The 25,535-nt window shown below is 67.4% G+C and carries 27 protein-coding genes, 1 tRNA gene and 1 pseudogene; 16 read left to right on the top strand and 13 right to left on the bottom strand.

The window, feature by feature from the left end; genetic code table 11:
* Positions 1 to 24: 24 nt before the first annotated feature.
* On the bottom strand, positions 25 to 249 hold the full coding sequence (locus ACP7A5_RS10285; protein WP_425992412.1) for an alkylphosphonate utilization protein: 225 nt from the start codon (positions 247 to 249) through the stop codon (positions 25 to 27).
* A 9-nt stretch (positions 250 to 258) separates the two neighbouring features.
* Complete coding sequence (locus ACP7A5_RS10290; protein WP_426041837.1) at positions 259 to 2,304, bottom strand: NAD(+) synthase; 2,046 nt, start codon at positions 2,302 to 2,304, stop codon at positions 259 to 261.
* A gap of 279 nt (positions 2,305 to 2,583) precedes the next feature.
* Here ACP7A5_RS10290 and ftsY point away from each other — a divergent pair, with 279 nt between their 5' ends.
* From ftsY to ACP7A5_RS10305, 3 genes are all read left to right on the top strand, one after another.
* Positions 2,584 to 3,537 carry a signal recognition particle-docking protein FtsY gene (gene ftsY / locus ACP7A5_RS10295; protein ID WP_426041838.1) on the top strand — a complete coding sequence of 318 codons (954 nt, stop codon included), beginning with the start codon at positions 2,584 to 2,586 and terminating at the stop codon, positions 3,535 to 3,537.
* 3 nt (positions 3,538 to 3,540) lie between these two features.
* Entirely contained in the window at positions 3,541 to 4,224 is a 684-nt protein-coding gene (locus tag ACP7A5_RS10300; RefSeq protein ID WP_426041839.1) for an inner membrane-spanning protein YciB, read from the top strand.
* A gap of 137 nt (positions 4,225 to 4,361) precedes the next feature.
* Positions 4,362 to 4,970 (top strand): MarR family winged helix-turn-helix transcriptional regulator, encoded by a 609-nt coding sequence (locus ACP7A5_RS10305; RefSeq protein WP_426041840.1) that lies wholly within the window; start codon positions 4,362 to 4,364, stop codon positions 4,968 to 4,970.
* A 50-nt stretch (positions 4,971 to 5,020) separates the two neighbouring features.
* Here the strand turns inward: ACP7A5_RS10305 and ACP7A5_RS10310 are convergent, their stop codons facing one another.
* The 4 genes from ACP7A5_RS10310 to ACP7A5_RS10325 form a co-directional block, all read right to left on the bottom strand.
* Entirely contained in the window at positions 5,021 to 6,841 is a 1,821-nt protein-coding gene (locus ACP7A5_RS10310; RefSeq protein ID WP_426041841.1) for a heparinase II/III family protein, read from the bottom strand.
* The gene (rpe, locus tag ACP7A5_RS10315; RefSeq protein ID WP_426041842.1) at positions 6,842 to 7,504 is read right to left on the bottom strand and encodes a ribulose-phosphate 3-epimerase; all 663 of its coding nucleotides are present in this window, start codon (positions 7,502 to 7,504) and stop codon (positions 6,842 to 6,844) included.
* 344 nt (positions 7,505 to 7,848) lie between these two features.
* A complete protein-coding gene (nth, locus tag ACP7A5_RS10320) occupies positions 7,849 to 8,613 on the bottom strand; it encodes an endonuclease III (RefSeq protein ID WP_426041867.1) in 765 nt (254 codons plus the stop codon).
* The gene (locus ACP7A5_RS10325; protein ID WP_426041843.1) at positions 8,610 to 9,929 is read right to left on the bottom strand and encodes a flavin monoamine oxidase family protein; all 1,320 of its coding nucleotides are present in this window, start codon (positions 9,927 to 9,929) and stop codon (positions 8,610 to 8,612) included. The genes nth and ACP7A5_RS10325 overlap by 4 nt, the downstream gene beginning before the upstream one ends.
* 99 nt (positions 9,930 to 10,028) lie before the next feature.
* On the opposite strand from ACP7A5_RS10325, the gene ACP7A5_RS10330 reads away from it, so the two are divergent.
* From ACP7A5_RS10330 to ACP7A5_RS10355, 6 genes are all read left to right on the top strand, one after another.
* The gene (locus ACP7A5_RS10330) at positions 10,029 to 11,141 is read left to right on the top strand and encodes an HlyD family secretion protein (protein ID WP_426041844.1); all 1,113 of its coding nucleotides are present in this window, start codon (positions 10,029 to 10,031) and stop codon (positions 11,139 to 11,141) included.
* Positions 11,138 to 12,727 carry a DHA2 family efflux MFS transporter permease subunit gene (locus ACP7A5_RS10335; RefSeq protein WP_426041845.1) on the top strand — a complete coding sequence of 530 codons (1,590 nt, stop codon included), beginning with the start codon at positions 11,138 to 11,140 and terminating at the stop codon, positions 12,725 to 12,727. The genes ACP7A5_RS10330 and ACP7A5_RS10335 overlap by 4 nt, the downstream gene beginning before the upstream one ends.
* Positions 12,727 to 13,320: a TetR/AcrR family transcriptional regulator gene (locus ACP7A5_RS10340; protein WP_426041846.1), complete on the top strand. Its 594-nt coding sequence runs from the start codon at positions 12,727 to 12,729 to the stop codon at positions 13,318 to 13,320. Before ACP7A5_RS10335 ends, ACP7A5_RS10340 begins: the two co-directional genes overlap by 1 nt.
* A 102-nt stretch (positions 13,321 to 13,422) precedes the next feature.
* Complete coding sequence (locus ACP7A5_RS10345; protein ID WP_426041847.1) at positions 13,423 to 14,178, top strand: creatininase family protein; 756 nt, start codon at positions 13,423 to 13,425, stop codon at positions 14,176 to 14,178.
* A gap of 23 nt (positions 14,179 to 14,201) precedes the next feature.
* Positions 14,202 to 14,705 carry a phasin family protein gene (locus ACP7A5_RS10350; RefSeq protein WP_426041848.1) on the top strand — a complete coding sequence of 168 codons (504 nt, stop codon included), beginning with the start codon at positions 14,202 to 14,204 and terminating at the stop codon, positions 14,703 to 14,705.
* 54 nt (positions 14,706 to 14,759) lie between these two features.
* Complete coding sequence (locus ACP7A5_RS10355) at positions 14,760 to 14,912, top strand: hypothetical protein (RefSeq protein WP_426041849.1); 153 nt, start codon at positions 14,760 to 14,762, stop codon at positions 14,910 to 14,912.
* Positions 14,913 to 14,916: 4 nt separating this feature from the next.
* On the opposite strand, the gene ACP7A5_RS10360 is transcribed toward ACP7A5_RS10355, so the two are convergent.
* From ACP7A5_RS10360 to tsaD, 3 genes are read right to left on the bottom strand one after another with little or no spacing between them, the layout of a single operon-like run.
* Positions 14,917 to 15,303: a Rieske (2Fe-2S) protein gene (locus ACP7A5_RS10360; protein WP_426041850.1), complete on the bottom strand. Its 387-nt coding sequence runs from the start codon at positions 15,301 to 15,303 to the stop codon at positions 14,917 to 14,919.
* Complete coding sequence (locus ACP7A5_RS10365; protein WP_426041851.1) at positions 15,300 to 16,298, bottom strand: NAD(P)H-dependent glycerol-3-phosphate dehydrogenase; 999 nt, start codon at positions 16,296 to 16,298, stop codon at positions 15,300 to 15,302. The genes ACP7A5_RS10360 and ACP7A5_RS10365 overlap by 4 nt, the downstream gene beginning before the upstream one ends.
* Positions 16,299 to 16,306: 8 nt before the next feature.
* Positions 16,307 to 17,440 (bottom strand): tRNA (adenosine(37)-N6)-threonylcarbamoyltransferase complex transferase subunit TsaD, encoded by a 1,134-nt coding sequence (gene tsaD, locus ACP7A5_RS10370; RefSeq protein ID WP_426041852.1) that lies wholly within the window; start codon positions 17,438 to 17,440, stop codon positions 16,307 to 16,309.
* A 45-nt stretch (positions 17,441 to 17,485) separates the two neighbouring features.
* Here tsaD and hemC point away from each other — a divergent pair, with 45 nt between their 5' ends.
* The 6 genes from hemC to ACP7A5_RS10400 all read left to right on the top strand — a co-directional run bounded on the left by hemC (position 17,486) and on the right by ACP7A5_RS10400 (position 21,275).
* Entirely contained in the window at positions 17,486 to 18,427 is a 942-nt protein-coding gene (hemC, locus tag ACP7A5_RS10375) for a hydroxymethylbilane synthase (RefSeq protein WP_426041853.1), read from the top strand.
* Positions 18,424 to 19,107, top strand: a complete 684-nt coding sequence (locus ACP7A5_RS10380) for a uroporphyrinogen-III synthase (RefSeq protein ID WP_426041854.1) — start codon at positions 18,424 to 18,426, stop codon at positions 19,105 to 19,107. The genes hemC and ACP7A5_RS10380 overlap by 4 nt, the downstream gene beginning before the upstream one ends.
* A gap of 40 nt (positions 19,108 to 19,147) precedes the next feature.
* A tRNA-Thr gene (locus ACP7A5_RS10385) sits at positions 19,148 to 19,223 on the top strand.
* A gap of 116 nt (positions 19,224 to 19,339) precedes the next feature.
* Positions 19,340 to 20,260, top strand: coding sequence for a tyrosine-type recombinase/integrase (locus ACP7A5_RS10390; RefSeq protein WP_426041868.1), 921 nt, complete (start codon positions 19,340 to 19,342; stop codon positions 20,258 to 20,260).
* Between the two features lie 122 nt (positions 20,261 to 20,382).
* The gene (locus ACP7A5_RS10395; RefSeq protein WP_426041855.1) at positions 20,383 to 20,661 is read left to right on the top strand and encodes a hypothetical protein; all 279 of its coding nucleotides are present in this window, start codon (positions 20,383 to 20,385) and stop codon (positions 20,659 to 20,661) included.
* 248 nt (positions 20,662 to 20,909) lie between these two features.
* Positions 20,910 to 21,275, top strand: a complete 366-nt coding sequence (locus ACP7A5_RS10400; RefSeq protein ID WP_426041856.1) for a hypothetical protein — start codon at positions 20,910 to 20,912, stop codon at positions 21,273 to 21,275.
* Positions 21,276 to 21,562: 287 nt separating this feature from the next.
* On the opposite strand, the gene recD2 is transcribed toward ACP7A5_RS10400, so the two are convergent.
* The 3 genes from recD2 to ACP7A5_RS10415 are packed head-to-tail and all read right to left on the bottom strand — an operon-like array spanning position 21,563 to position 24,892.
* A complete protein-coding gene (gene recD2, locus ACP7A5_RS10405; RefSeq protein ID WP_426041857.1) occupies positions 21,563 to 23,746 on the bottom strand; it encodes an SF1B family DNA helicase RecD2 in 2,184 nt (727 codons plus the stop codon).
* Entirely contained in the window at positions 23,743 to 24,246 is a 504-nt protein-coding gene (locus tag ACP7A5_RS10410; protein ID WP_426041869.1) for a thermonuclease family protein, read from the bottom strand. The genes recD2 and ACP7A5_RS10410 overlap by 4 nt, the downstream gene beginning before the upstream one ends.
* Positions 24,242 to 24,892 (bottom strand): hypothetical protein, encoded by a 651-nt coding sequence (locus ACP7A5_RS10415; protein ID WP_426041858.1) that lies wholly within the window; start codon positions 24,890 to 24,892, stop codon positions 24,242 to 24,244. Before ACP7A5_RS10415 ends, ACP7A5_RS10410 begins: the two co-directional genes overlap by 5 nt.
* A gap of 123 nt (positions 24,893 to 25,015) precedes the next feature.
* On the opposite strand from ACP7A5_RS10415, the pseudogene ACP7A5_RS10420 reads away from it, so the two are divergent.
* Positions 25,016 to 25,201 (top strand): annotated as a pseudogene (locus ACP7A5_RS10420) (ferritin-like domain-containing protein); the annotation flags it as partial.
* A gap of 6 nt (positions 25,202 to 25,207) precedes the next feature.
* Here ACP7A5_RS10420 and ACP7A5_RS10425 read toward each other — a convergent pair.
* Entirely contained in the window at positions 25,208 to 25,411 is a 204-nt protein-coding gene (locus ACP7A5_RS10425) for a hypothetical protein (RefSeq protein WP_426041859.1), read from the bottom strand.
* Positions 25,412 to 25,535 lie beyond the last annotated feature (124 nt).

The following is a 25,535-nucleotide window of genomic DNA, read 5'->3' on the forward strand; positions in this document are numbered from 1 at the left end:
TCCTTCGGACGGGGAGGAGACGCCCTACGCCTTCCGCACGAACTCTGTCCGCAGCACCAGGCCGCGCACCTTGTCGACATTGGCCTCGATCTCGTCTGTGTCGTCGGTCAGGCGGATGTTCTTGACCAGGGCGCCGCGCTTCAGCGTCACACCGCCCGATCCCTTGACCTTCAGATCCTTGATCAGAGTCACGCTGTCGCCGTCCGACAGGATGTTGCCGTTGGAGTCTTTAGTGGGGGCTTCGGTCATCCCGGTGCTCTAGGCGTCCGGGACGTTCGCGTCCAACTCATCCAGCCAGACCCGCGCATTCCCGTCCGACGGCGCCCGCCAGTCGCCGCGCGGCGACAGCGACCCGCCCGTCACCACCTTGGGCCCGTTCGGCAGGGCCGAGCGCTTGAACTGGCTGGTCTGGAAGAACCGCACGAGGAATTTCCGCAGCCAGAATTTGATCGTCGCCAGATCATAAGCGACCCGGTCGCCGTGCGGATGATGCGCCGGCCACTGGCCCCGCGACGCGTCCCCCCACGCCTGATGGCATAGCCAGGCGACCTTCGACGGCGTCATGCCGAAGCGGGTGATGTGGAACAGGAAGAAGTCGTTCAGCGCATAGGGACCGACTGTCCCCTCCGTCGACTGGATCTTCCCGTCCGCCCCCGCCGGCACCAGCTCCGGCGAAATCTCCGTGTCCAGAATGGCATTCAGCACGGCCGCCGCCCCGGCCATGTCGTCCCGCCCCGCGACCCAGCGGATCAGATGCCGGATCAGGGTCTTCGCCACCCCGCCGTTGACGTTGTAGTGGCTCATATGGTCGCCGACCCCATAGGTGGCCCAGCCCAGGGCCAGCTCCGACAGGTCGCCGGTGCCCAGGACGAACGCCTTGTTGTGGTTGGCCAGCCTGAAGAGGTAGTCGGTTCTCAGTCCCGCCTGCACGTTCTCGAACGTGATGTCGTGCACCGGCTGTCCGTCCGCATACGGATGTTTGATGTCCTTCAGCATCCGCTCGGCCGCGGGCCGAATGTCGATCTCCTCGCCCGTGACGCCCAGCGCCGTCATCAGGGCCCACGCATTGCCCCTGGTCCCGTCCGAGGTCGCGAATCCCGGCAGGGTGTAGGCGAGGATATTGGTCCTTGGCAGTTTCAGCCGATCGAACGCCCCGCAGGCGACCAGCAGGGCCTGGGTCGAATCGAGCCCGCCCGACACGCCGATGCACAGCCGTTCGGCGCCGGTCGCCGTCATCCGCCGCATCAGCCCCTGCACCTGGATGTTGAAGGCCTCATAGCAGTCCTGGTCGAGCCGCCGGGGATCGTCCGGCACGAAGGGGAAGCGGTCGAGGGGGCGGATCAGCCCGCCCGGTTCCCGCTCCTGCGCCGCCTCGAACGGAATCACCGTCGCCGCCTCGCCCTCGATCCGCGCACAGTCGGCGAAGGTCCCGTTCCTCAGCCGGTCCATGCCGATCCGGTCGACGTCGACATCCGCCACAGTCAGGTGAGCCGTCATCGCGAACCGCTGCCCTTCCGCCAGCTTGGCGCCAAGTTCGTGGATCGTCGCCTGTCCGTCCCAGGCCAGGTCGGTGGTGCTTTCGCCCCATCCCGAGGCGGCGAAGGCATAGGCCGACAGCGTTCGCGCCGACTGGCTGGCGCACAACACGGCCCGCTCGTCGGCCTTGCCGATGACGATGTTGGAGGCCGACAGGTTCAGCAGGATCCGTGCGCCCGCCAGCGCCGCCCGCGTCGACGGCGGCAAGGGCGCCCAGAAGTCCTCGCAGATCTCGGCCGCGAACACGAAGCCCGGCTGATTGGTCGCCTCAAAGATCAGGCCCGGCGCGAAATACACGCTCTCGCCGCCCAGGATGACCGCATCCTCGCTCCGCGACGCCGCCGGCGCGAACCAGCGCTTCTCGTAATATTCGCGGTAGTTCGGCAGATAGGTCTTGGGCACGACTCCCAGCACGGCTCCGCCGCCCAGCACCACCGCGCAGTTGAACAGGGCGTCCCCGTTGCGGATCGGCGCCCCGACCACGGCGACCAGCCCCGCCTCATCGGCGGCTTCTGCGATGACGTCGACCTGTCGCTCCACCTCATCCAGCAGCGCCGCCTGCATGTGCAGATCGTCGATCGCGTAGCCGCTCAGCGACAGTTCGGGGAAGACGATCAGGTCCACGCCCTGTTCGCCCGCCTGTTTGATCAGGGCGACGTGCTCCTCCGCATTGGCTTTGGGGTCGGCGATGTGGACCACCGGCGTCGCCGCCGCGACCCGGACGAAGCCGTGCGTGCGAGGCGAATGGAAGGGGTCGGTCTTGGCCAAGGCGCAGTCCTCGATGCTTATGCTCGTATAGAGCCAAAGGCCCGAAGGCCCAACCTACTCCCTTCTCCCCTTGCGGGAGAAGGTGGCTGAGCGAAGCGAAGTCGGATGAGGGGTCACGCTGCCGTTTGAAGTCAGCCCTGCCAGCCCTCATTCCAGCCGCCGGTGCGACCCCTCATCCGTCAGCCTGCGGCTGCCACCTTCTCCCGCAAGGGGAGAAGGACAGTGCTGGCCCGCCAGATTGCGGATGACGCCCCATCCCGGCCCCGCTAAAGCCCTCCCATGACCGACACGCCCAAGAAGGGCTGGTTCCAGCGCCTCAGCCAGGGACTGGCCCGCTCCAGCCAGCAGATGACCGAACAGGTCGTTTCCGCCTTCGTGAAAGAGCCCCTGTCGGAGGCCGCTCTCGAAGGCCTCGAGGAGCATCTGCTGGAAAGTGATCTCGGCCCCGCCGCCACCGACCGGATCGTCGCCCGCTTCCGCGACCTGCGCTTCGGCGGCGCCTCTTCCGAGCGCGAGGTCAAGGAGGCCCTGGCCGAGGCCGTCGCCGCCGAACTCCTGCCGCGTCAGGCGACCTTCGATCCGCTCGGCCCCGACGGCGTGGCCGGAGGGATCAAGCCGTTCGTCGTCCTGTTCGTCGGCGTGAACGGATCGGGCAAGACCACCACCCTCGGCAAGATCGCGGCCGACCTGACCGGCAAGGGCGCCAGGGTCATGATCGTCGCCGGCGACACCTTCCGCGCCGCCGCCCGCGAACAGCTCAAGGTCTGGGCCGAGCGCGCCGGGGCCCATTTCGAGAGCCGCCGCGACGGCGCCGATCCCGCCGGTCTCGCCTTCGACGCCTATACCCGGGCGCGGGCAGAGGACTACGACGTCGTCCTGATCGACACCGCCGGCCGGCTGCAGAACAAGTCCGCCCTGATGGACGAACTGCTCAAGATCGTGCGCGTTCTGAAGAAGATCGATCCGGACGCCCCGCACGAGACCCTGCTGGTGCTGGACGCCACCGTGGGCAGGAACGCCCTGGCCCAGGAGCAGATCTTCGGCCGCACCGCCTTCGTCTCCGGCCTGGTCATGACCAAGCTGGACGGCACGGCGCGCGGCGGCGTTCTGGTTCCCGTCGCCCAGGCCTCGGACGCCCCCATCAAGCTGATCGGCGTGGGCGAGGGGATCGACGACCTGCAGCCCTTCGACGCCCGCGCCTTCTCCCGCTCGCTCGTCGGCCTCGAGGACTAGACCATGACTGACATGCCCGAGCCCAAGCAGGGTCCGCCAACCTGGATCCGTCAGGTCGTCGATTTCGGCGCCCTCGCCGCCTTCGCCGCGACCTTCATCTTCTTCCGCGTGCGCGGCCTGCCGGGCGACCAGGCCCTTGTCCACGCCACCTGGGGGCTGGTGGCCGGTTCGGGCGTCGCCGTGGCGGTCGGGCTGCTGGTCGAGAAACGTCTCGCCCTCATGCCTTTGCTGGTCGGTGGTTTCGCCCTGGTCTTCGGCGTCCTGACCCTCGTCTTCAACGACGACCTGTTCGTGAAGCTGAAGGTGACGGTGCTCAACGCCTCGCTGGCCATCGCGCTGCTGGGCGGCCTCTACCTCGGCAAACAGCCGCTGAAGGCCCTTCTCGGGACGGTCATCCCGGTCAACGACGCCGCCTGGCGCACCCTGACCTTCCGCTACGGCCTGTATTTCGCCGCCGTCGCCGTGGTCAACGAACTGGTCCGGTCCGAGGCCCTGGTCGCCTGGGCCGCCGCCCGCCTGGGCCACACCACGGTCGACCCGGCCGACGTCTGGGTCAGTTTCCGCGGTGTCCTGTGGATCGCCTCATCCATCTTCGGCCTGTCGCAGGTACCGCTGATCATGAAGAACCTGGTATCGGAAGACCCCGTCGATACTTCAGCGCCCGCGAGGCCGGACACCGCGCCCTGAACTCTTTTCTCCGTGCACTCCGGCGAAGGCCGGGGTGCACAGTGAGAGGTTGGGCATGCCTGCCCGTTGACGCATCACTGTCGTTAAATCGTAAAGGCTCGCTGATAACCCTCCGCATACGGCAGAGGGATACGGCCATGGTGAAATCCGGCAAACAGGCGCGGCGGTCCGGTACGCTCGCCGATTCCCCAAGTCACCTGATGCATCGAGCGCTCCAGCTCGCGCTCGATATCTATTCCGAAGAGGCCGGCGAGGGCGGCCCGACCCAGCGGCAGTTCGCCGTCATGGAGGCCGTCTCCGTGAAGGAAGGCCTGACCCAAACCGACCTGGTCCGCGCCACAGGCATCGACCGCTCGACCCTGGCCGACCTCGTCGCCCGCATGACCACCAAGGGGCTGCTGTCGCGGGAACGCTCGACGATCGACGCCCGCGCCAAGGCCGTGCGCCTGTCGGAAGAAGGTCAGGCCCTGTTGAATCAGGCCCGGCCCCGCGTCGAGGCCGCCGACAAGCGGATCATGGGCCTCTTGCCCAAGGCCAAGCGGGACGGTTTCCTCGACATGCTGGCCGAGATCGCCGCCGCCGCCGACGCCGCGCCCGATGCAGAGAAGGCCGAGGCCAAGGCCCTGAAGAAGGCCACCAAGGAGGCCCGCAAGGCCGAGAAGGCGGCGGAGAAGGCGGCCAAACCGAAGAAGGCCCCCAAGACGCCGAAACTGAAGAAGCCCAAGGCCGTCGCACCGGTCGCCTGACGGGCGAACCTGGAGCAGGATTCACGCGTCAGTCTCAAAACGACCAGGCTCTAACTCGGGTCGCCCGCAGCGCCCGCCGGGCTCAGTTTCCAGCGGATCTTGGTCTCCGCATCCGTGCGCGCCGAGCCCCGCACCACGACCTGCAACGAGCGTCGCGTCAGACCCTCCTCCACGTGCACGGACGGTTCGATGGCGACATCCGGACCATCGGTGCGGAACCACCAGCCCCGCCCGGAATGTCCGCGCAGCAGGATCGACCGGCGATCGCGCGCCAGCGACGCCTGCACCCCCGGCTCCAGATGGAAGCGTACGGCATAGGGGGCGGCGATGATCCGGACCACGTCGCGATTTCCGGCCGCCGGGTGCAGCCGCTCCTCGGCCCGCAATTCGTCCAGCCTCTGGTCCAGATATAGCCGGCGCTGGTGCATCAGGCCGAATGCCTGGGCCCAGGCGTCGTGCTCGACCTCCAGCCACACCGCCCCGTCGCCGTCCCGGCGTTCCGACGTCGTGTGATATGGCCGCCCATACAGGCGCGGTCCCAGCAACTCGCCCTTCCATCCGCCCAGCGGTTCGGCGAACGACTGTTCGCCCAGGGTCAGCGTCGAATGACCGGGCGTCAGACGCAGGCCCTGGCGGTCGGCCACACGGGGGGTCCAGCCGCACCCGGTGACGATCCGATCCTTGCCGCAGACGATCTCGAGCGCCAGCGGCTGGGCGCAGGCCGCCTCGGACCAGGCGCCTTTCCCCGGAGCTCCCGCGTCCGTGACGATGGTCAGCAGCGGCGAGCGGATACGCGTCAACCCGCCGACCGAGCCCACTGCGGACGCGGTCGCCTCGGCATGTTCGTCATGGGCGCGCGCGGCCGCGACCCGGGCCGCAGTCGACGGCCCGCCGCCCTGGAAGCCCGCCAGCCGGCCGTCCGGCAGCACCTGCAGCCGCAGTGCCGTGGTCAGGCGGATAATCGCCCCGCCCATGGCCTCCGGCGCCGCTTCCGACAGCTGCGACAGGGCGTCGTCCAAGGTTAGCAGATCGAGCAACAGCTCCATTCCGGCCTCGGGCGAACGCGAGGCGTGGCCGCCGTCGCCCGCCACCGTGACCCTCAGCGCCCCGGGAAGGCGTCCCAGCGCCGCCTTCCTCAACCGCGATCCCGCCTGCCCCGCCAGCACGCATCCGGCCACGGCCGCAGCGACCAGCCGTTCGGCCTTGCCCGCCAGTCCGCCCGGCGGCCGCAGCAACTGCCGCGCCTGACGCCCCAGGGTATCGGCCAGCCTCAGCCTGTCGGCCTCGGACGCCACGGCGCCCATCTTCCGGGCGGTGCAGGCCAGGTTGTAGACCCGGCGCGCCAGGATCCGCGGCTCCCACGCGAAGGGCGACCAGCGCGAAAAGGTGTCGGCCCAGCCCAGGGTCAGCCGCAGCGCCTCGCGCGCCCCGCGTTCGCCCTGAAGCATCAGCCCGGGCATCCAGGCGAAGGCGTGCAGGTCGACGGCGAAGGCCTTCGACGGGCTGGGCCGGTTCCACGGATCGGCGGGCGCCTCGGCCTCCAGATTCGATCCGGCCAGGGGGAAACGCCCGCCCATCACGGCCTTGCCCAGGTTGATGTCGGCGGGTCGGAAATCGCGCGCCGTGGCGGCGAAGGCCGTGGCCTTGCCCGCCGACAGAGTCATCGTATAGCCGGGCAGGCCATACAGCTCGATCCACATCTGGCGGGTCAGCACCCGTCCGGCGACGGCGGGCCACAGGGCCGGGCCGGTGGTCACCCCGCTGGACCGTACCGGCGTCCTGACCGGCGCCCCGCGCAGGCCCGGAATGGCGCCCTCGCCAACGTTCGGCGTGGACGGACTACGGTCGGCGAAGGGCCCGATCAGGTTCACCTAGGCGGCCTTGAGGGCGGCGATATTGGCCGCATAGGCGTCCGGCCCGCCCTTGAACACGGCGGTCCCGGCCACGAGGGCATCCGCCCCGGCGGCGATGCAGGCCCCCGCGTTGGCGGCCGTCACCCCTCCGTCGATCTGCAGGTGGGCCTTCGAGCCCGCCGCATCGAGCATGGCCCGGGTCCGTTCGATCTTCTTCAGCGTCGACGGAATGAAGGACTGTCCGCCGAAGCCCGGATTGACCGACATCAGCAGCACCAGATCGACCAGATCGATCACATCCTCCAGCACCGACAACGGCGTGCCGGGGTTCAGCACCACGCCGGCCCTGGCCCCCAGCTGCCGGATCCGCCCCAGGGTCCGGTGCAGGTGCGGCCCGCTCTCGGGATGGACGGTCAGGATGTCGGCCCCCGCCTCGCGGTAGGCCTCCAGCCACGGATCGACCGGGGCGACCATCAGGTGCACGTCGAACGGCAGGGCGGTGTGGGGCCTCAACGCCTTCACCACATCCGGGCCGAGGGTGATGTTGGGCACGAAATGGCCGTCCATCACGTCGACATGGATCCAGTCGGCGCCGGCGGCCTCCAGCGCTCTGACTTCCTCGCCTAATTTGGCGAAGTCCGAGGCCAGGATGGACGGGCAGATCAGGGGCGTCTCGGGCATGATCCGGGGATAAGGCGGGATGACGTCACGGGCAAGGCGCGCGGGCCAAAAGGCCCTTCCGACGACCCCGACATTCACCTGGAGGTCGCCATGCTGGTTGGGGCCGAATGTCCGATCCCGACCTGCGAACCCTTCGGTCAGACGGCGCAAACGACAGCATCTGACCCAACTCGGCGCTTTACGACGTCTGCTTTGGAGCAGCCGGCCAGGCTCAGGCGGCGTGTGGAGGTCCCGGATCCTCATGGGACACCTCCAGCTGTTCTGGTCGCGGCACTAGCGTCGGCCTCACAAGGCGCGCCTGCAGGTAGACCACGGCGACCACCCTCTGGTCGGCATCAGATGGCTCAGGTAGCGGCCAACTGAACCTGGAGCCCCGCCATCAGCCCGCGCGAGGGACACAGGTCGCTGACCACACACCCATCGCACCTGGGCTTGCGCGCCGTGCAGGTGTAGCGGCCGTGCAGGATCAGCCAGTGGTGAGCCTTGGACAGGAAGGCCTCGGGGACGATGCGGTGGAGCTGATCCTCGACCTTGTCCGGCGTCGCGGCATTGGCGAGGCCCAACCGGTGCGAGACGCGGAAAACGTGGGTGTCGACGGCGATGGCCGGTTCGATGCCCAGTTCGTTCAGAACCACGCTGGCCGTCTTGCGTCCCACCCCCGGCAGGGCCTGAAGGTCCGCGCGGTTCAGCGGCACGACGCCGCCGTGCTGTTCCAGGACGATCCGGCTGAGGGCGATGACGTTCCTCGCCTTGTTCCGATACAGGCCGATCGACGCGATGAAAGGGACCAGCCCCTCCTCGCCCAGTTCCAGCATCTTCGAAGGGCTATCGGCGACGGCGAACAGTCGGTCGGTGGCCTTGTTGACCGCGACGTCGGTCGCCTGGGCCGACAGGGCGACCGCGACGACCAGGGTGAAGGGATCGGTGAAATTCAGCTCGGTCTTCGGCTCCGGCATGACGCGGGCCAGGCGGGTGAAGATGTCCTCGACCCGATCCTCGTCCGGCGGAAAGGCGAAGATCGGGATCGGCGCGCCGGTCATGACGCTGCCGGGCTTGCGGGCGAGACCGGTCGGCTTGCCGGTGACCTTTGTTCGCTTCGCCAATCTCAGCGCGCCTCGGGATCGGACAGGCGCGGGTCCAGCCCCAGGGCCGTGATCGCCTCGATGGCCGCACGCTCACCCTCCATCCAGGCGCCGTGGGCCGTGCCGTAGAAGCCGTGCGACGTCGCCTCGCCGGCGATGAAGATACGGTCCTCGATCGGCCGCGCCAGCCGCGCCCGCGCGCCGGTCTCGCGGTCGCCCAGCCCCGGCAGGACGTGGGAATAGGCGCCCATCGACCAGGGCTCGGCGCCCCACATCGAGGTCGACAGAGGGCGGATGCGTTTGCGGAAACTCGACCCCAGCAGGTTCGACAGCTCGCTCTCGGCGAAGTCGAAGAAGGCCGCCTCGCCGTCCGCCTCCAGCCCCCAGGCGAGATCGCCGCCGAAATAGCCCTCGATGAGCGGCCGCCCGAACGGACGCAGGTGATAGCCGCCGGTCTGGGCCGTGTCGGTGCGGCCCCACAGCTGGCTGTCCTCGGGGAACTCCTCCGGTCCATCGACCGCCATATGCAGTTTGGACGCCAGGCCCAGAGGCGCGCCCGCCGCCGCCTCGATCAGGTCCGGCAGGGGCGGATCGAACCGCACAGCCTCTGATGCCAGCACCGAGGTCGGCAGGGTCAGGATCACGGACCTGGCCTCGATCACCCCACGCGCCGTCTCGATCATCAGCCGGGCTCCCGACCGGTCGATCCGCTCGACCGGGCAGTTCAGCACCACCGGCACGTCTTCGCCCAGCGCAACGATCAAGGACCCGTAACCCTCGACCGCCCGATAATTGACGCCGGTGTCCTCATAGGCGTCGTAGTCCAGGGTCGAGACCTCGGCGAATTTCGCCCCGTTCAGAGCGCCGGAGATGGCGTCCATCCGCTCGTTCCAGCGCTCGCCCGGAATGAACAGATTGGAGGCCGCGCGGTCGTCGCCCGCCTTGGCCGCCTTGGCCACGCGCTGGTCGAAGGCGTTGAAGGCCTCTGCGAACTCGGCCTGTTCGGCCGGCGTCAGGCCCAGGTTGAAGGCCTGCTGACGCCACGGCGGCGGGGTCTCGTCGATGGTGAACCCGACCTCGCGCCCGATCTTTTCCAGCACATTGACGTCGGCCGAGTGCAGCCAGCCGCAGCCGAGGTCGACCGGCATCCCCTCGTGGGTCGCCGTAAACGCCCGCCCGCCGATCCGGTCGCGGGCCTCCAGAACCACGACAGCGACACCCGCCCTCGCGAGACGACGCGCGGCCGAAAGCCCGGCGGACCCGGCGCCGATCACGGCGACATCGATGGCGGAGGGGAGGGAAATCAGCAGGCTCAAAGGGGCATGGGGGACAGCGCGAAACATGACGTGTTCACGCTGCGTCGCAAGGGTATTGATTTATGGACGATTGGGTCCATTTTACAGCCGTCCTCCCTGACGCCCCATCCTTAGAGACTCGACCGTATGGCACTCGCTCCCGCATTGAAGAAACGCCTCCCGCTGATCGTCGGAGGCGTCGTCGCCATCGGCCTGATCATCGGCGGCGCCGTCTGGTGGCAGAACAAGCAGCGGTGGGAAACCACCGACAACGCCTTCGTCCAGGCCGACGTCACCCTGGTCAGTCCCCAGATTGAGGGCTATGTCGCCGAGGTGCTGGTGACCGACAACCAGCGGGTCCAGGCGGGACAGATCCTGGTCCGTCTCGATGACGCCGACGCCAGGGCCGAGCTCGCCGCGGCCGAGGCCAATCTCGCGGCCCTGCTGGCCGCCGTGGACAATGTCGACGCCCGCGCGGCCCAGGAACAGGCCATGATCGCCTCGCGCGCCGCCGGGGTCGCCCAGGCCCGGGCCCAGGCCAATCTCGCCCAGGCCCAGGTCAATCGCTACACCGCCCTTCAACGTAAGGGCTGGGTCTCCGAGCAACGTATCGAAACCGAAACGGCCGGAGCCCAGACCGCCGCCGCCTCCGTCGCCCAGGCCCAGGCTGCCCTGGTCGCCGAACAGCGCACCGCCGGCGTCCTCGGCTCGACCCGCCAGCAGAGCCTGGCCGCCGTCGATCAGGCCCGCTCGGCCGTCGAGCAGGCCCGCATCAATCTGGACCGCACCGTGATCCGCGCCCCCGCCGCTGGCGTCGTCGGCGCGCGCGGCGTCCGGGCCGGTCAGTATGTCCGCCCCGGGGGCCAGTTGCTGTCGCTCGTACCCCTCGGCGACACCTATATCGTCGCCAACTTCAAGGAGACCCAACTGGATCGCCTGCGTCTGGGCCAGACCGTGCACATCGAGGCCGACGCCTTCCCCGGCGTGGACCTGACCGGCCGGATCGACAGTTTCGCCCCCGCGACAGGCTCGGAGTTCGCCCTGATCCCGATCGAGAACGCTACCGGAAACTTCACCAAGATCACCCAGCGGGTGCCCGTGCGCATCCTGGTCAATCGGGCCGAAGGCGGCGCGGCCCTGCGGCCCGGCCTTTCGGTCGAGGTCAGGGTCGACCTGAAGAGCGAAGGCGGCGCCTCCTTCGCCGAAGCCGCTACGGGCCAGACGCGCCTCGCCGACGCCGGAACCACGAGCGCGCAATGACCGCGGCCGTCATCGGCGGCACGGCTGCGACGGCCGCCGAGCCGAAGATCAACTGGACCTTCCTGATCCTCGGCTTCGCCGGGATGGTCATCGGCCAGTTCATGGCCATCCTCGACATCCAGATCGTCGCCGCCTCCCTGCCCCAGATCCAGTCGGGCGTCGGCGCCTCGGCCGACGAGATCAGCTGGATCCAGACCGCCTATCTGATCCCCGAGGTCGTGATGATCCCCCTGTCGGGATATCTGTCTCGGCTGTGGGGGACACAGAAGGTCTTCCTGTTCAGCTGCGGCGGCTTCGTCCTGATGAGCATCGCCGTGGGCCTGTCGTCCTCGGTCGAGGTGATGATCTTCTTCCGCGCCATCCAGGGCTTCGTCGGCGGGGCCATGATCCCGACCGTCTTCGCCGTGGCCTTCACCGCCTTCCCACCGTCCAAACGCGTCACCGCCTCGGTCTTCATCGGCCTGATCGTCACTTTGGCCCCGACCGTCGGTCCGACGCTGGGCGGTCACCTGACCGAGATGCTGAGCTGGCGCTGGCTGTTCTTCATCAATGTCCCGTTCGGCTTGCTGTCCTTCTTCCTGGTCTGGCGCTACGCCAATTTCGACAAGGGCGACCCCTCGCTGTCCAAGGGTTTCGACTGGCTGGGGCTGGGCTTGATGGCCGCCTTCCTGATGAGCATGCAGTTCGTGCTGGAGGAAGGGTCGAAGAACGACTGGTTCGCCGATGACCAGATCCTGCTGCTGTCGGTGATCGCCGGCCTGTGCGGCCCCGCCTTCATTTGGCGCTCGCTGGTCTACTGGAATCCGGTCGTCGAGCTGCGAGCCTTCAACAATCGCAACTTCCTGGTGGGGGTGATCATGACCTTCACGGTCGGCGCAGCCCTGTTCGGTGGCACCTTCCTGTTGCCGCTGTTCCTGGCGCGGGTGCGCGACTATTCGCCGGCCGAGGTGGGCACGACGATGGTCGTCTCGGGCCTCGCCATGTTCCTGACGGGTCCGTTCGCAGGGCGGCTGGTGCGGATTCTCGACCTGCGGATCCTGATGTTCGGCGGCTTCATGCTGTGCGCCTGGGGCATGTGGGAGGCCCACGCTGTGACCACCGAATGGGGCTTCTGGGAGTTCGCGGGAGTCCAGGCCCTACGTGGCGTCGGCGTCATGCTGGCCATGATCGCGGCCCAGCAGGTCACGATGTCGACCTTGCCGCCGCATATGGTCAAGAACGCCTCCGGCCTGGTGAACCTGTTCCGCAATGTCGGCGGCGCCTTCGGGCTCGCCTTCCTGAACACCTCCCTGACCACCAACACCGCCCTGCACATGAGCGAACTGACCCAGGCCATTCCGCAGACCTCGATCCAGATGCAGGACATGCTGACCGGCATGGCCACAATGATGTCGGGCTCCATCGATCCCGAAGGCGCGGCGATGAAGGCGGTCTACGGGATGCTGCAGCGACAGGCGACCACGCTCGCATTCGGCGATGCCTTCGCCATGCTGGCCCTGGGCTGCGCGGCCTGCGCCTTCCTGACTTTGCTGGCCCGGCCGGTGAAACAGGGCACGGGAACGCCGCCACCCATGGATGCGCACTGATGCCCCGGGTCATGGGCCAGATCGACGAAAAGAAGTCGGAGGCCATCCTGGAGGCCGCCATGGCCCTGTTCGCCGAGAAGGGCGGCGCGGCCTCGATGGCGCAGATCGCGCGCCGGGCCGGGGTATCGAAACAGACCCTCTACAACCGCTACGCCTCCAAGGTGGAGATCGGCCGGGCCATGGCCGAGCGCCGCTCCGAGGCGATCACCGCCCCACTCCGGGCCGGTGGGGAGCCGGTCGAGGTTCTGACCGCCCTGGGCCAGGCCATGCTCGACAAGCTGTGTACGGCCGAGGGGCGTTCGGCGATGCGCGGGGTCGCCCTGATCTCGCCCCAGGCGCCGGACCTGGCCCAGGCCGTCTATCACGCCGGGCCGGGCGAGAGCCTGCGTCGGCTGTCGACGTGGCTGGCCGAACAGGACGCCAAAGGCGCCCTCCGGGTCCCCGATCCGACCGCGGCGGCGGAGATGTTCACCGGCATGACCATGGGTCACGGCTATCTGCGCGGCATCCTGGGCGTCGACGAACCCGACATCGACCAGAACCGCCGCGCCCGCGAGACCGCCGAGCGCTTCGTCCGGGCTTTCGCGCCCTGACCGACCGGGCGTAGGGACGGGGCAGTTCCCGCTTCCGCTTGCCGCGCTCACCTGGCGACCGACCGCGTCGCAAGCGTAGCGCCAAAAAAAGAGAGTGCCGCCATGCTGATCGCCTGTTCCTCCTGGCCCGAGATCGACGCGCGCCTGAAGAGCGGCGCACGCACCGTCATCGTGCCCATCGGCTCGAACGAACAGCATGGCCCGACCGGCCTTCTGGGCACCGACTGGATGTGTCCCGAGATCATCGCCCACGCGGCGGAGAAGGCCGACGACGGCCTGGTGATCGCCCCGACCTTCAACATCGGCATGGCGCAACACCATCTGGCCTTCCCGGGCACGATCAGCCTGCGCCCCTCGACCTTCATGGCCGCGATCACCGACTGGGTGTCGTCGCTGAGCCGCCACGGGTTCGAGCGGATCTATTTTCTCAACGGCCACGGCGGCAATGTCGCCACCATCGAGGCGACCTTCTCCGAACTCTACGCTGAATGGTCGTTCCTGGAGGAGCCCTGCCCCTATGTCCTGAAACTGAAGAACTGGTGGGACCTGCCGGGCGTCCACAGCCTGTGCAACCAGATCTTCCCGACCGGCCATGGCATGCACGCCACCCCGTCCGAGATCGCGGTAACCCAGGCGGCGTATCCCGACCGGATCAAGACGGCGGAATACTCGCCAAGGATTGCGCCGAACGGCCCGATCCGCGACGCCCTGGACTACCGCGCCCGCTTCCCCGACGGCCGCATCGGTTCCGATCCAGGCCTGGCCAGCCCGGAGAAAGGGCAGCGCATCATCGACGCCGCCGTGCCCGCCCTGATCCGCGACGTGGCCGCCTTCGCCGATGAAGTCTTGCCCGGCTGAAGAAACCGGCCCAAGCCCGTCACATGACCATGCTCGACAAGACGATCCGCGACGGCAAGCGCGCGGTGAAGAACGCCCAGTCGGCCGCGACCGCCGCCGCCAACAGCGGCGAGATGATGCGCGCGGCCTCCGACGTCATCGCCGCACGGCTGAACATCATGGCCGAAGGCCTGGCCAATCCGATGAAGGCCGACATGGCCGAGATGCATCTGATGAGCTCGGAAAAGGTCGAGGCCATGAGCGCCTCGGCCGCCGCCATCGCCGGAAATCTGGGCGACCTCGCCGCACGCGTATCAAAGTCCGCCCTGGACGAGGTCGCTCACGCCCAACGCGCCGCCTCGGCGATCGCCGGCGCCGGCTCGCCCCAGGCCGCCGCAACCGCCCACTACAACTATGCGGTCGCCTGGTGGAGCCGGGCGGCGGGCCAGATGCTGACCCTGAACACCGAACTTCTGAAGGCCCAGGCCGACGCCCTGAAGCCGATCCATTCGGCGGCCGTGGCCAATGCGAAACGCCTGAAACGCTAGGAACGGCGGCTTCGGCCGCACGTTGGTCGGGGGTCTGAAACAGGAGCCATCACCATGGCCGACCCCAAGACCCAGGAAAACGAAAAGCACCCCGGCATGCTGGGCGACGGCACCGAGGAACAGAACCTCAACCAGCCCGGCGATCCGTCTAAACGGATAAAGGAAGACGAGGTCGATGAAGCCTTCGGCGGCGACGAAAAGGGCTGAACTCTCAGTCGGGGGCGGCGGTTCGTATGATCCCGCCCTCGGCCTTCACCGGCCACGGCGTCAGCCTGCCGCCCGCGCACGGCCCGCCGACGCAGGCGCCCGACAGCGGTTCGAACACCGCCCCGTGCCAGCCGCACAGGATCAGCGACCCGTCCGGGGTCAGATAGCGGTCCATCTCGATGGCGATCGGAAACCCCTGATGCGGGCAGCGATCGACCCAGCCCGCGACCTCGCCCTCCTTCCTCACCACGAAACCGTGGAAGAAGGCCTCGCCGATCTGCAGCACGAAGCCGCGCGAGCCGGGCTCCCCGATGTCCTCGAGCGCACACAGGGCCACGTTCGGCGGGGTGGACCAGACCCGTTTGCGCTCGGCTGGAGCCGTGTCGGTCATTCCCGCTCGGCCTTGAGCGGTCGTGAAAGCAGTCCCTCGATCATTGCATCGACCGTGGTCTCCCCGGCCAGCAGAGCCGCCGTCGCCTCGCAGATCGGCATTTCCACGCCCATCTTGCGCGCCAGTTCGCGCACGGCTGGCGCGCTCTCGTAGCCCTCGGCCACTGATCGCTTGCCGGCCAGCGCCTGCACGAGGGTCTGGCCCTCGCCGAGCGCCAGACCCAGGCTCATGTTGCGCGACTGCGGACTGGAGCAGGTCAGGACAAGGTCGCCGAGCCCGCACAGGCCCGCCACCGTCTCCGGCTCGCCGCCCAGGGCCACGCCCAGCCGCGTCATCTCCGCGAAGCCGCGCGTGATCAGGGCCGCGTGCGCCGACTTGCCGAGCCGACGCCCTTCCGACAGGCCGCAGGCGATGGCGAGGACATTCTTGATCGCCCCGCCGACCTCGGCGCCGATCAGGTCGGTCGCCAGATAGGGCCGGAAGGCGGGCCCCGACAGGGTCTCCATCAGCGCCTCAGCCAAGGCGACGTCGGCGCAGGCCAAGGTCACAGCCGTCGGCAGACCTTTGGACACATCGGCCGCGAAACTCGGCCCCGACAGGACGGCGGCGGGCGCATCGGGGATGGTCTCGGCCAACACCTCGGTCATCAGCTTCAGCGAGCCGCGCTCGATCCCTTTGGAGCACAGGACGATGGGCGCGCCCGCCTTGTGATGCGGCGCATAGGCCGCCAGAGTCGAGCGCATGAACTGGGCCGGCGGCACCGCCAGCACCAGATCGCACGCAGACAGACCCGACAGCTCCGCCGTCACCGAGATCCGGTCGTCCAGAACCACGCCCGGCAGGAAGGCCTCATTGATCCGGCGATGGGTGACGCTCTCGACCACCTCGGGCTCGCGCGCCTGCAGGATGACGTCCAGCCCGGCGCGGGCGCAGACCAGGGCCAGGGCCGTGCCCCAGGCCCCTGCGCCAATGACCCCTGCGGTGCGATATGCCATTCGTTACCTCAAGCCTTCGCGCCCTTGCGCCCGGTCGGATGGACAGGATCGGCCAGGGCGCGCGCCTCGTCCAGCGGCCATCGCGGACGGGCGGGCGCATCGATATCCGAAACCAGCCCCAGCTGAAGGCGTTCCGCCCCCGCCAGGGCGATCATCGCCGCGTTGTCGGTGCAATAGGCCAGGGGCGGGGCGAAGAAGGCGAACCCGCGTTTCGCCGCCGTCGCCTCCAGCACCCGCCGCACGGTCCTGTTGGCCGCCACCCCGCCGGCCACGACGAACAGACAGTGATCGTGCTTCTCGGCGTAAGCCGCCATGGCCCGATCCGACCGCTCCGAGAGTTGCCGGGCGATGGCGTTCTGGACCGCATCGGCCAGATCGGCCCGGTCCTGGTCGGTCTCGCAGGTCTGTGCCAGACGCGATGCCGCCGTTTTCAGCCCCGAGAAGGAGAAGTCGCAATCCTTCCGCCCCAGCAAGGCCCTCGGCAGGTCGAAGCGCGCGCCGTCCCCGCTCTCGGCCATCGTCTCCAGCGCCGGGCCGCCGGGATAGCCGAGCCCCATGGCCTTGGCGATCTTGTCGAAGGCCTCGCCGGCCGCGTCGTCAATGGTGGTGCCCAGCCGGCTCATGTCGCCGATGCCGCGCACCTCCAGAAGCTGGCAATGACCGCCTGAGACCAGCAGCAGCAGGAAGGGATAGGCCACCCTGGCCCCCAGCCTCGCCGACACCGCATGCCCCTCCAGGTGATTGACCGCCACCAGCGGCAGGCCGCGCGCCAGCGCCACCGCCTTGCCGAACCCCAGCCCCACCATGACCCCGCCGACCAGACCCGGCCCCGCCGTCGCCGCCACCCCGTCCAGCTCGCCATAACCCAGACCCGCATCGGCCATGGCGCGACGCACGACGCCGTCGATCATCTCCACATGGCTGCGGGCCGCGATCTCGGGCACCACGCCGCCAAAGGCCGCATGATCGTCGATCTGGGAGTGGACCACCGAGGAGAGCACTGTCGCGGTCCCGTCCGGCGTCAGTCGCACGACCGAGGCCGCCGTCTCGTCGCAGCTGGTCTCGATACCCAGCACCGTCAGGTCGCCGCCCTTCGCCGGATTGGTTGTCGCCCCGGTCTCGCTGCTATAGTCCGCGCCCATACTCATCGGGTCGAGGTAGCGACCCCGCCGGACCCGCGCAACTCAATGGCCCCCCTGATCCGCATCGGCACCCGTCGCTCCGCCCTGGCCCTGGCCCAGTCCGGCATGATGCAGCGCGCCATCGCTGCCGCCATGGACCTGCCGCTGACCGAGGTCGTGCTGGTCGAGATCGTCACCACCGGCGATCGCATCCAAGACCGGCGCCTGATGGAGGTCGGGGGCAAGGCCCTGTTCACCAAGGAGATCGAGGAGGCCCTGCTCGACGGCCGCGTCGACATCGCCGTCCATTCGATGAAGGACGTCCCCGCCGAACAGCCGCCCGGCCTGACGATCGCCGCTATCCCCGAGCGCGAGGATGCACGCGACGCCTTCATCAGCCGCCATTTCGACAGCTTCGACGCCCTGCCCCACGCCGCCCGCCTCGGCACCGCCTCGCTCCGCCGACAGGCCCAGGCCCTGTCCCTGCGCCCCGACCTTCAGATCGAGATGCTGCGCGGAAACATCGACACCCGTCTGCGTCGCGCGGCCGAGGGCGAGTTCGACGCCATCCTTCTGGCCGCCGCCGGGCTGAACCGGCTGGGCCGGACCGAGGCGGTTCGGGAATATCTGTCGCTCGACGCTTTCCTGCCCGCTCCCGGCCAGGGCGCCCTCGCCCTGCAAACCCGCGAGCACGACACGGACCACGCCTGGGTCTCCGACATGAACCACCGGCCCACCGCTCTCTGCATCGCCGCCGAGCGCGGAGCCATGGTGGCGCTGGAGGGCTCCTGCCGCACGGCCGTCGGCGCCCACGCGGTCATCGCTGACGGCCATCTGACCCTGACCACCGAGATGCTGGCCCCCGACGGCACGGCCCGCTGGCGCCGGGCGGGCGGGATGGCTGTGACAGAGGGCGACCTGACCGCCGAGGCCCGGGACATGGGCGAACACCTGGGGCATCAGGTCCATATGGCCGCCGGCGATCAGAGCCTGCCGGTCGAGTCTTGAGCGCGATCCGCCCCGTCTGGGTCACCCGCGCCCGTCCTGGCGCCGATCGCACCGCCAGGCGACTGTCTGCGCAAGGCTTTGAGCCACTGGTCGCGCCGCTTCTCAAGATCCACGCCTTGCCCGTGGCGCTTGACCTGAGCGGCGTTCAGGCCCTGGCCTTCACCAGCGCGAACGGCGTCGCCGCCTTCGCCGCCCTGTCCGACACGCGGACCCTGCCGGTCCTGGCCGTCGGCGAGGCCACCGCCCGCGCGGCGAGAGAGGCCGGCTTCGCGATCATCAGGTCCGCCGACGGCGACCTCGCCGACCTCGCGGCCATGATCCGCGCCGAGGCGCGAGGCCTGACGATCGTGCACGCCTGCGCAGCCGAACCCGCCGGAGACCTGTCCGCCGCCGTCGGCGACGCCGCCCGAATCCGAACCCTGCCCGTCTATGAGGCGCGCGAAAGCGGCGTGGCCGCACCCGGGGCCTGGGACGCCGTCCTGATCCATTCCCCCCGCGCGGGCCGCGCCCTCGCTGCGAACCTGGCGCCGAAGGCGGCCGAGGGACGCGTCGCCGTCGCCATCTCGCCCGCCGCCGCCGCTCCGCTGGAGCGCCTGCCTTTCGCCGAGGTCCGCGTCGCCGCCGCGCCCACCGAAGACGCCCTGCTCGCAGCGCTTGGCAAGCCGGGGGTCAGCGTATAAAGAGCCGCTTCCGTCGCCGAGGCTCAGCCTCAGCCGACAGGCCGCTTTAGCTCAGCTGGTAGAGCATCGCATTCGTAATGCGGGGGTCAGGTGTTCGAGTCACCTAAGCGGCACCACACTTTCCGGGCGTGTTTCAGCCTCCGCTACCACTGCCGGGGAATGGACCGCTACCAAATCGCTACCACCCGCCATCGCTGAACAGGCGGCCGACAGAGCGCGCAGTGCGCGGTCGCTGAATACGCTGCGAGCGTATGAAGCCGATTGGAACGATTTCTTGGCGGCCAGTCGCGAACTGGGCATGGCATCCACACCCACCGGCCCTGTCGTCAGCATCTACCTCGACCAGCTCGCGAGACGCGGAGCGAAGATGTCGACGATTCAACGTCGCTTGGCGGCCATCAACTACCGCCTACGCATGTCGGGTAGTGATGCGCTATCCGCTCGCGACGAACCCCTCGCGTCTGTTCTCCAGGGCATCCGGCGGCAGATCGGGACTGCGCGACGTCAGGCCCGACCCATCGAGATCGCTGAGCTCCGTGAGCTCGTCAGTGGTTGTGGCCGGGACCCCAAAGGCGTCCGCGATCGAGCGCTTCTCCTGCTGGGGTTCTCTAGCGCGTTACGGCGATCGGAGCTCGTAGGTCTGGATTGGAATGACGCGGGCGACGGCGACGGCTGGATCGAACCTGTGCCCGAAGGCCTGCGCATCCATCTCCGCAGATCGAAGACGAACCAGTTCGGCGAGGTAGAGGAGGTTGCGATCTGTCGCGGAGCATACGCGGCCACGTGCCCAGTCGCTGCGATTGAGGCATGGGGAGCCGTTACTGAGACGAGCGGTCCAGTGTTTCAGTCGGTCGACCGGGCCGGCCGGGTCGGAGGCCGCCTGACTACCGGCAGCGTGGCTCGCATCCTGAAAGGCCTCGTGGCCGGGGCGTCCGCACGCGCCGGGGCGTCAACGAATGAGATAGCTTCGGCATCATCGCTAATCTCAGGCCATAGCCTTCGCGCTGGTCTGGTCACATCCGCCTTTGCGGCAGGACTGACCGCCGAGGATGTGATGCGCCAGACTAGGCATCGTGACGTCAAAGTCCTCCTCGGGTACCGTCGGCATGCGACTGCGTTCGTAGCCAACGTGAGCGGGAGGGTAGGGTTGTGAAGGGGTTCGTTCGAATCTCAGCGACTGGCGTGCTGGCCGCTCTTGCGATGGTTTCCAGCGCAGCCGCTGAACCAACGTTAGGTGAGCTTCGACGTAGTACCGGCGAGGAGAGAGGTTTCCAGATGATCTACCTCCTCGGGCTGGTAGCGGCTTATGGCTCCGCCAACGCGGCGCTGATCGATCGCGGAGTGCCGCCGCTGTATTGCGCACCCGAACGCCTCTCTTTGACGGTCGATCAGGTCGAGAGGATCGTCACGCTATTCGCTGACCGCAGCCCCGGTATCGAAGACGCCGACTCATTGCCCATCGTGACGTTATTCGCACTTGAAGACGTCTTCCCCTGCCAAAATAGAATCCGGCCGTTTGAGGGGCTTCCCGCTACTCTGCCCCCGCCAAATTAGAGGCCCTACTCCGGCACGCTCCCCCCCTGCGGCCACGGCGCCGTCTGACCATAGTCGCGCCCCGTGCGTTTCCGTCGCCGGACCTTTGCGAAGGGAAAAGATTGGAGACGACGGGCGACCATCATGCCGCTCGGGCACTGTCCAGAAGCGGACGGGGCCAACGTCGTCTAGCAGTGAATGCGGCCATACGGCGACTCGGGGGATTTCGCCAAAGCAGGGGTCGGCGATACGATCGACGACGGAGGGCCATGACAATGCTGAATCTACTCGCCGCCTTGGCTGTCTCGATCGGCGGCCAAGCGATCGACGAACGCGTCATTCCCGATAATTGGATCGGCGAGTGGAATGAAAACCTGGAGGATTGCGGAACCGGGAACAACGACAGTCGCCTCCGCATCGAACGAGACCGCGTCCTTTTTTATGAGAGCGGAGGCATGGTGCGAGGTGCGTTCCTTCGAGGACCATTCGAGATCGTCATCGTCCTCGACATGTCCGGTGAAGGTCAGACTTGGATCGATACTCATCAATTCGTCATGTCCGCCAGCGGGACCTATATCCGCACGACGGGCGAAGAACCAATGGTTGGCTACCGTTGCCCGAGCACCGCCGGGTGAGGATTCCCGTTTCGCTTCTTATGGTTGGGTTGGCGAGATGCGGGTCGTGCCGGCGCGGGCGAGGAACCGCAAGATTCCAGCCTGATGGAATGGCCAACCGTCGCCGGGTGATCTCAGTCCACATGTCGATATCCGTTGATGGCTCGCACCTTCAACAGAATCACAAACGACTGATTTCACCCAACTTCATTTCCGGTCAGCCTCTTAGACTGACAGCACCAACCTAGAACGAACCACAGGCCGAGCCATCAACCAACAAGGCGGACAATTGGCTGACTTGTCTGCCGTCAGCGCCTATTAGCGAGCCACTCGTTTAATTTGGACCACCGTCTGCGGCCCGAGACATTGCGTACGGCGATGGCGACGGCCTTCTTCTGGCCGACCAGCACGACGAGCTTCTTTCCGCGGGTCACGCCCGTGTAGAGCAGATTGCGCTGCAGCATCGTGTAGTGCTGGGTGAGCACCGGGATGACGACGGCAGGGTACTCTGATCCCTGTGATTTATGGATCGTTGCGGCATAGGCCGGGACGAGCGTGTCCAACTCGCCGAAGCCATAGCTGACCGCGCGCCCATCGAAGCTCGCCGTCAGCTCACCAAGTTCCAGGTCGACATCGTCGATATAGCCGATGTCGCCATTGTAGACCTCCTTATCGTAGTCGTTTTCGATCTGCATGACCTTGTCGCCAGGAGCAAAGCTCCAGCCGAAGCGTTCGACTTTTCGCTCACCAGGCGGATTTAGAACGGCTTGGAGTTCGATGTTTAGGGAGCGGGCGCCGACGCCGCCGCGGTTCATCGGGCAAAGCACCTGAATGTCGCGAATGGGATCGAGACCGAAGCGCTGGGGAATGCGCGTCTTCACCAACTCGACGATCCGCTGCACTGCTGTTTCCGGATCGTCCGCCTGTACAAAGTAGAAGTCAGTATCGCTATCAGGCCGCGAGAGATCGGGGATAGAGCCCAGGTTGATCTTGTGGGCGCTGGTGATGATCCGGCTTTGAGCGGCCTGCCGGAAGACCTCCGTCAACCGCACCACGGGTACGGTGTTGGACGCGATGATGTCGGCGAGAACCTGACCAGGGCCGACGGAGGGCAGTTGATCGATATCCCCCACGATTAGCAGTGCGGCCTGTGCGGGGATGGCCTTCATCAAGGCCTGCATCAGCATGACATCGACCATGGACGTCTCGTCGATGACCAGCAGTTCGCAGTCCAGCGGGTGATCGTCGTTGCGCTTGAAGCCTCCGCCCTTGGGATCGACCTCCGGCAACCGGTGAATGGTCTTGGCCTCAAAGCCAGTGGCTTCGGTCATCCGCTTGGCGGCGCGGCCGGTGGGCGCGCAAAGCAGCAGTTTCACCTGCTTGGCCGCCAGAATTTGCAGGATGGAGTTGACGATGGTCGTCTTGCCGACCCCGGGCCCTCCGGTGATGACCAGGACCTTTGCCAGAAGGGCGCGGCGGATCGCCACCACCTGACTTTCCGCCAAAGAGAGGCCTGTCTTCTTCTCGATCCAGGGCAGGGCCTTTTCGGGATCGATATGTCGCCAGGGTAGGCTCCCCTTGAGCAGGCTAGTCAGTCGATCGGCGATCGCCCGTTCGGCCCGGTAGAGCCCGGCGAGGAAGATGCAAGCCCTCTCGCCGACGGTGTCGGCGATGACCGTTCCCTCGGACAGTTCGAGGTCGAGCGCGGTCAGAACTAGACCCTGAGGAACTTCCAGCAGCGCTACGGCCAGCGGCGTAAGCTCCTCCGTGGGCAGGCCGCAGTGCCCCTGATCCATTGCCTTGGTCAGCGCATAGGAGATGCCGGCGCGGATACGCACCATCGCCGTCTTCTCGATGCCGAGATTCATGGCGATTGCGTCGGCGGTCTTGAAGCCGATGCCGCGGATGTCGCGGGCCAGTCGGTAGGGGTTCTCAGTCATCACCTGGACGGCGTCCGAGCCGTAGGTCTTGAATATCCGGACGGCGCGCGCCGTGCCAACCCCGTGGGTGTGCAGGAAGACCATGATCTCCCGCACGATCTTCTGGTCCGCCCAAGCCGAGGTTATCCGTCTTGCCCGGACCGGGCCGATCCCGGTGACCTCACGCAGCCGGTCGGGTTCGGCCTCGATGACGTCAAACACCTTCTCGCCGAAGGCCTTGACCATCTTCCTGGCGTAGACCGGGCCGATCCCCCGGATCATGCCGGAGCCAAGGTACTTCTCGATACCCTCGATGGAGGTCGGTTCAGAGGTGCGCATGAACCGCGCCTTGAATTGCTGGCCATGGCTGCGATCGTTCATCCACTCGCCGGAAGCAGTGATCCACTCGCCGGGGGAGATGGCCGCTGCGTGCCCCACCACGGTCAGCAGGTCGCGGTGGCCGCGCGCCTTGATCCGGATGACGCAGAAGCCACTATCGGCATTGTGGAAGGTCACTCGCTCGACCAAACCGGCAAGCACTTCCTGGACCAAAGGTTCGGGCTTTGACTTCATCGGCCCCGCCGCTCAGCCCGCCACTCCCAAAGCATGTCGAACTGTCCCGACCAGACCCCACGACGAGCCGCCCGCGCCTGGTCCTCGGCGCGGACGTAGTCCCGCAAATAGCGCCGATAGGCGACCGCCCAGCCCTGGGTGACCAGCCAGCCGTTCAGATCCACGCCGCGGGTAAGGCACACTGCGACGGTCCGCCCGTAGCGATCGGTGTCGCGGGGATCGCAGGACACGTTCGATCGCCCGATCTGATCCGAGAGAGCCAGGGATGCCTGCTGGCCACAGCGCCAGCGCTCGCCGGTCGGGCGGGTGCAAAGCTGGCGGCTCTCGGGCGCATAGTGCCGTGGAGACGTATCCGGACGCCGTGGATCTCGATGGTGTCGCCGTCGATGACGCTGGCCACGCCGACGATCGGCGCGGCGGCGGCCGGGCTGGAGGTGACGAGCGCGCCGAGCATGCCGGCAGCCATGAGCAGGCGCCGGACGTGGCGAGCACCGGTCAATGGACGGTCGGCTTCTGGGTCGGCAAGGACGCGAGCAAGTGCTTGCGGGCCCGAGCGCACGACAGCACGACCTCGTGGATTTCCAGCTCCATGATCCTGGTCAGTTCCCGCAGGTGCTTGAACGTCGCCTCCAGCTCCGTCCGGGTCTCCGACTTCTCATCGCGGGCGACCAATTCCTCAATGCCAGCCATCATAGCGCGCATCTCGGAGAGATGGCCGACCGCGACATGGGCGCGCTCAGGCAGGTCCAGCTGGTCTTCTTCGTTGAACAGACCCTCGATGAACCCATCGAGTTCCTGGCGACGCGTCGTCGCGAGCGCCGCCAAATTGCCAGCGGTCGGCTCAGTGATCAGCCGCACAAGCCGGAACGGCTCACTGCGCTTCTGGTGTTTGGTGAGGCTGTTCCAGAGGTCGTTCACCAGGGCTCCAATGAGCTCGTCGGCCTCGTCCGTGGTGTCGAAGACCGGCAGCTCTCCGCCCCACAGATCCTGAACGATGCGCATGGGCGAGACGCTCAAGGCCGGTGTCGCCAGATTGCCCAAGAACCGGGTCCGAACCTCGTGCCAGGGCACCGGGCAAGCATAGCGATCCAGCAGGCTGCGGATGACCTTTTCACTTGGGATGGCAGAGTTGGGCTTGCGGCTCACAGACCCTGTTTAGCGAGGACAGCAAAGGTCGTCGATGTATCGCTGGCGGGCGCTGACAGCTTAACTCCGCCAACTGAAAACCTGCCCTACTCTGCCTGAAATCAGGCAAAGGCGGCCGCCCAAGCCGTCGAGCATTACGAGATCACCCGCTACGGCACTCTGAAGAGGTGGGCCAATGTTCTCGGCCTGAAGGATGCGGTGAAGCTGCTGGACGAGACCTTGCAGGAGGAATCCCAGACGGACACCGACCTGACCGCCATCGCCGACGCGGCGGTAAACGCCGAGGCGATGCAGGCCAAAGCAGCGTAATCCGGTTTAGCGCGAAACGGCCCTGTCGAACCACGGCGGGGCCGTTCCATGTTGGCCGTTCGCGTCGGACAGTCGATCCGGCGCGCCGGGCGAGGTCGTCAAGCCTCCGACGACATAGATGCCCCGCGTCGCCAGAGCCTGGGCAAGAGTTTCGAAGCGTTCGAAGGTCTCTTCGGCGTCCAGAATTTCCAACACACGCAGCCGGTCCATGGCGAGATTATGGGCGCGCCACGGAGGCCTTTCCAATCAAAGAGCCGTGAGTTTTGCGCCCCGGACGGAGAGGCGGGTTCCAAGCGAACAGCGGACGCAGCCAACGTCCGATCAGGGTGGCGGG

This window comes from Brevundimonas sp. TWP2-3-4b1 (genome assembly GCF_049897665.1).
GTDB classification, from domain to species: Bacteria; Pseudomonadota; Alphaproteobacteria; order Caulobacterales; family Caulobacteraceae; genus Brevundimonas; species Brevundimonas subvibrioides_B.

Coding starts and splice junctions, on each gene's coding strand:
- ACP7A5_RS10285 (WP_425992412.1), bottom strand. CDS start 249: ATGACCGAAGCCCCCACTAAAGACTCCAACGGCAACATCCTGTCGGAC.
- ftsY (WP_426041838.1), top strand. CDS start 2,584: ATGACCGACACGCCCAAGAAGGGCTGGTTCCAGCGCCTCAGCCAGGGA.
- ACP7A5_RS10300 (WP_426041839.1), top strand. CDS start 3,541: ATGACTGACATGCCCGAGCCCAAGCAGGGTCCGCCAACCTGGATCCGT.
- ACP7A5_RS10305 (WP_426041840.1), top strand. CDS start 4,362: ATGGTGAAATCCGGCAAACAGGCGCGGCGGTCCGGTACGCTCGCCGAT.
- rpe (WP_426041842.1), bottom strand. CDS start 7,504: ATGCCCGAGACGCCCCTGATCTGCCCGTCCATCCTGGCCTCGGACTTC.
- ACP7A5_RS10325 (WP_426041843.1), bottom strand. CDS start 9,929: ATGTTTCGCGCTGTCCCCCATGCCCCTTTGAGCCTGCTGATTTCCCTC.
- ACP7A5_RS10330 (WP_426041844.1), top strand. CDS start 10,029: ATGGCACTCGCTCCCGCATTGAAGAAACGCCTCCCGCTGATCGTCGGA.
- ACP7A5_RS10335 (WP_426041845.1), top strand. CDS start 11,138: ATGACCGCGGCCGTCATCGGCGGCACGGCTGCGACGGCCGCCGAGCCG.
- ACP7A5_RS10340 (WP_426041846.1), top strand. CDS start 12,727: ATGCCCCGGGTCATGGGCCAGATCGACGAAAAGAAGTCGGAGGCCATC.
- ACP7A5_RS10345 (WP_426041847.1), top strand. CDS start 13,423: ATGCTGATCGCCTGTTCCTCCTGGCCCGAGATCGACGCGCGCCTGAAG.
- ACP7A5_RS10350 (WP_426041848.1), top strand. CDS start 14,202: ATGACCATGCTCGACAAGACGATCCGCGACGGCAAGCGCGCGGTGAAG.
- ACP7A5_RS10355 (WP_426041849.1), top strand. CDS start 14,760: ATGGCCGACCCCAAGACCCAGGAAAACGAAAAGCACCCCGGCATGCTG.
- ACP7A5_RS10360 (WP_426041850.1), bottom strand. CDS start 15,303: ATGACCGACACGGCTCCAGCCGAGCGCAAACGGGTCTGGTCCACCCCG.
- ACP7A5_RS10365 (WP_426041851.1), bottom strand. CDS start 16,298: ATGGCATATCGCACCGCAGGGGTCATTGGCGCAGGGGCCTGGGGCACG.
- tsaD (WP_426041852.1), bottom strand. CDS start 17,440: ATGGGCGCGGACTATAGCAGCGAGACCGGGGCGACAACCAATCCGGCG.
- hemC (WP_426041853.1), top strand. CDS start 17,486: ATGGCCCCCCTGATCCGCATCGGCACCCGTCGCTCCGCCCTGGCCCTG.
- ACP7A5_RS10395 (WP_426041855.1), top strand. CDS start 20,383: ATGATCTACCTCCTCGGGCTGGTAGCGGCTTATGGCTCCGCCAACGCG.
- ACP7A5_RS10400 (WP_426041856.1), top strand. CDS start 20,910: ATGACAATGCTGAATCTACTCGCCGCCTTGGCTGTCTCGATCGGCGGC.
- recD2 (WP_426041857.1), bottom strand. CDS start 23,746: ATGAAGTCAAAGCCCGAACCTTTGGTCCAGGAAGTGCTTGCCGGTTTG.
- ACP7A5_RS10425 (WP_426041859.1), bottom strand. CDS start 25,411: ATGGACCGGCTGCGTGTGTTGGAAATTCTGGACGCCGAAGAGACCTTC.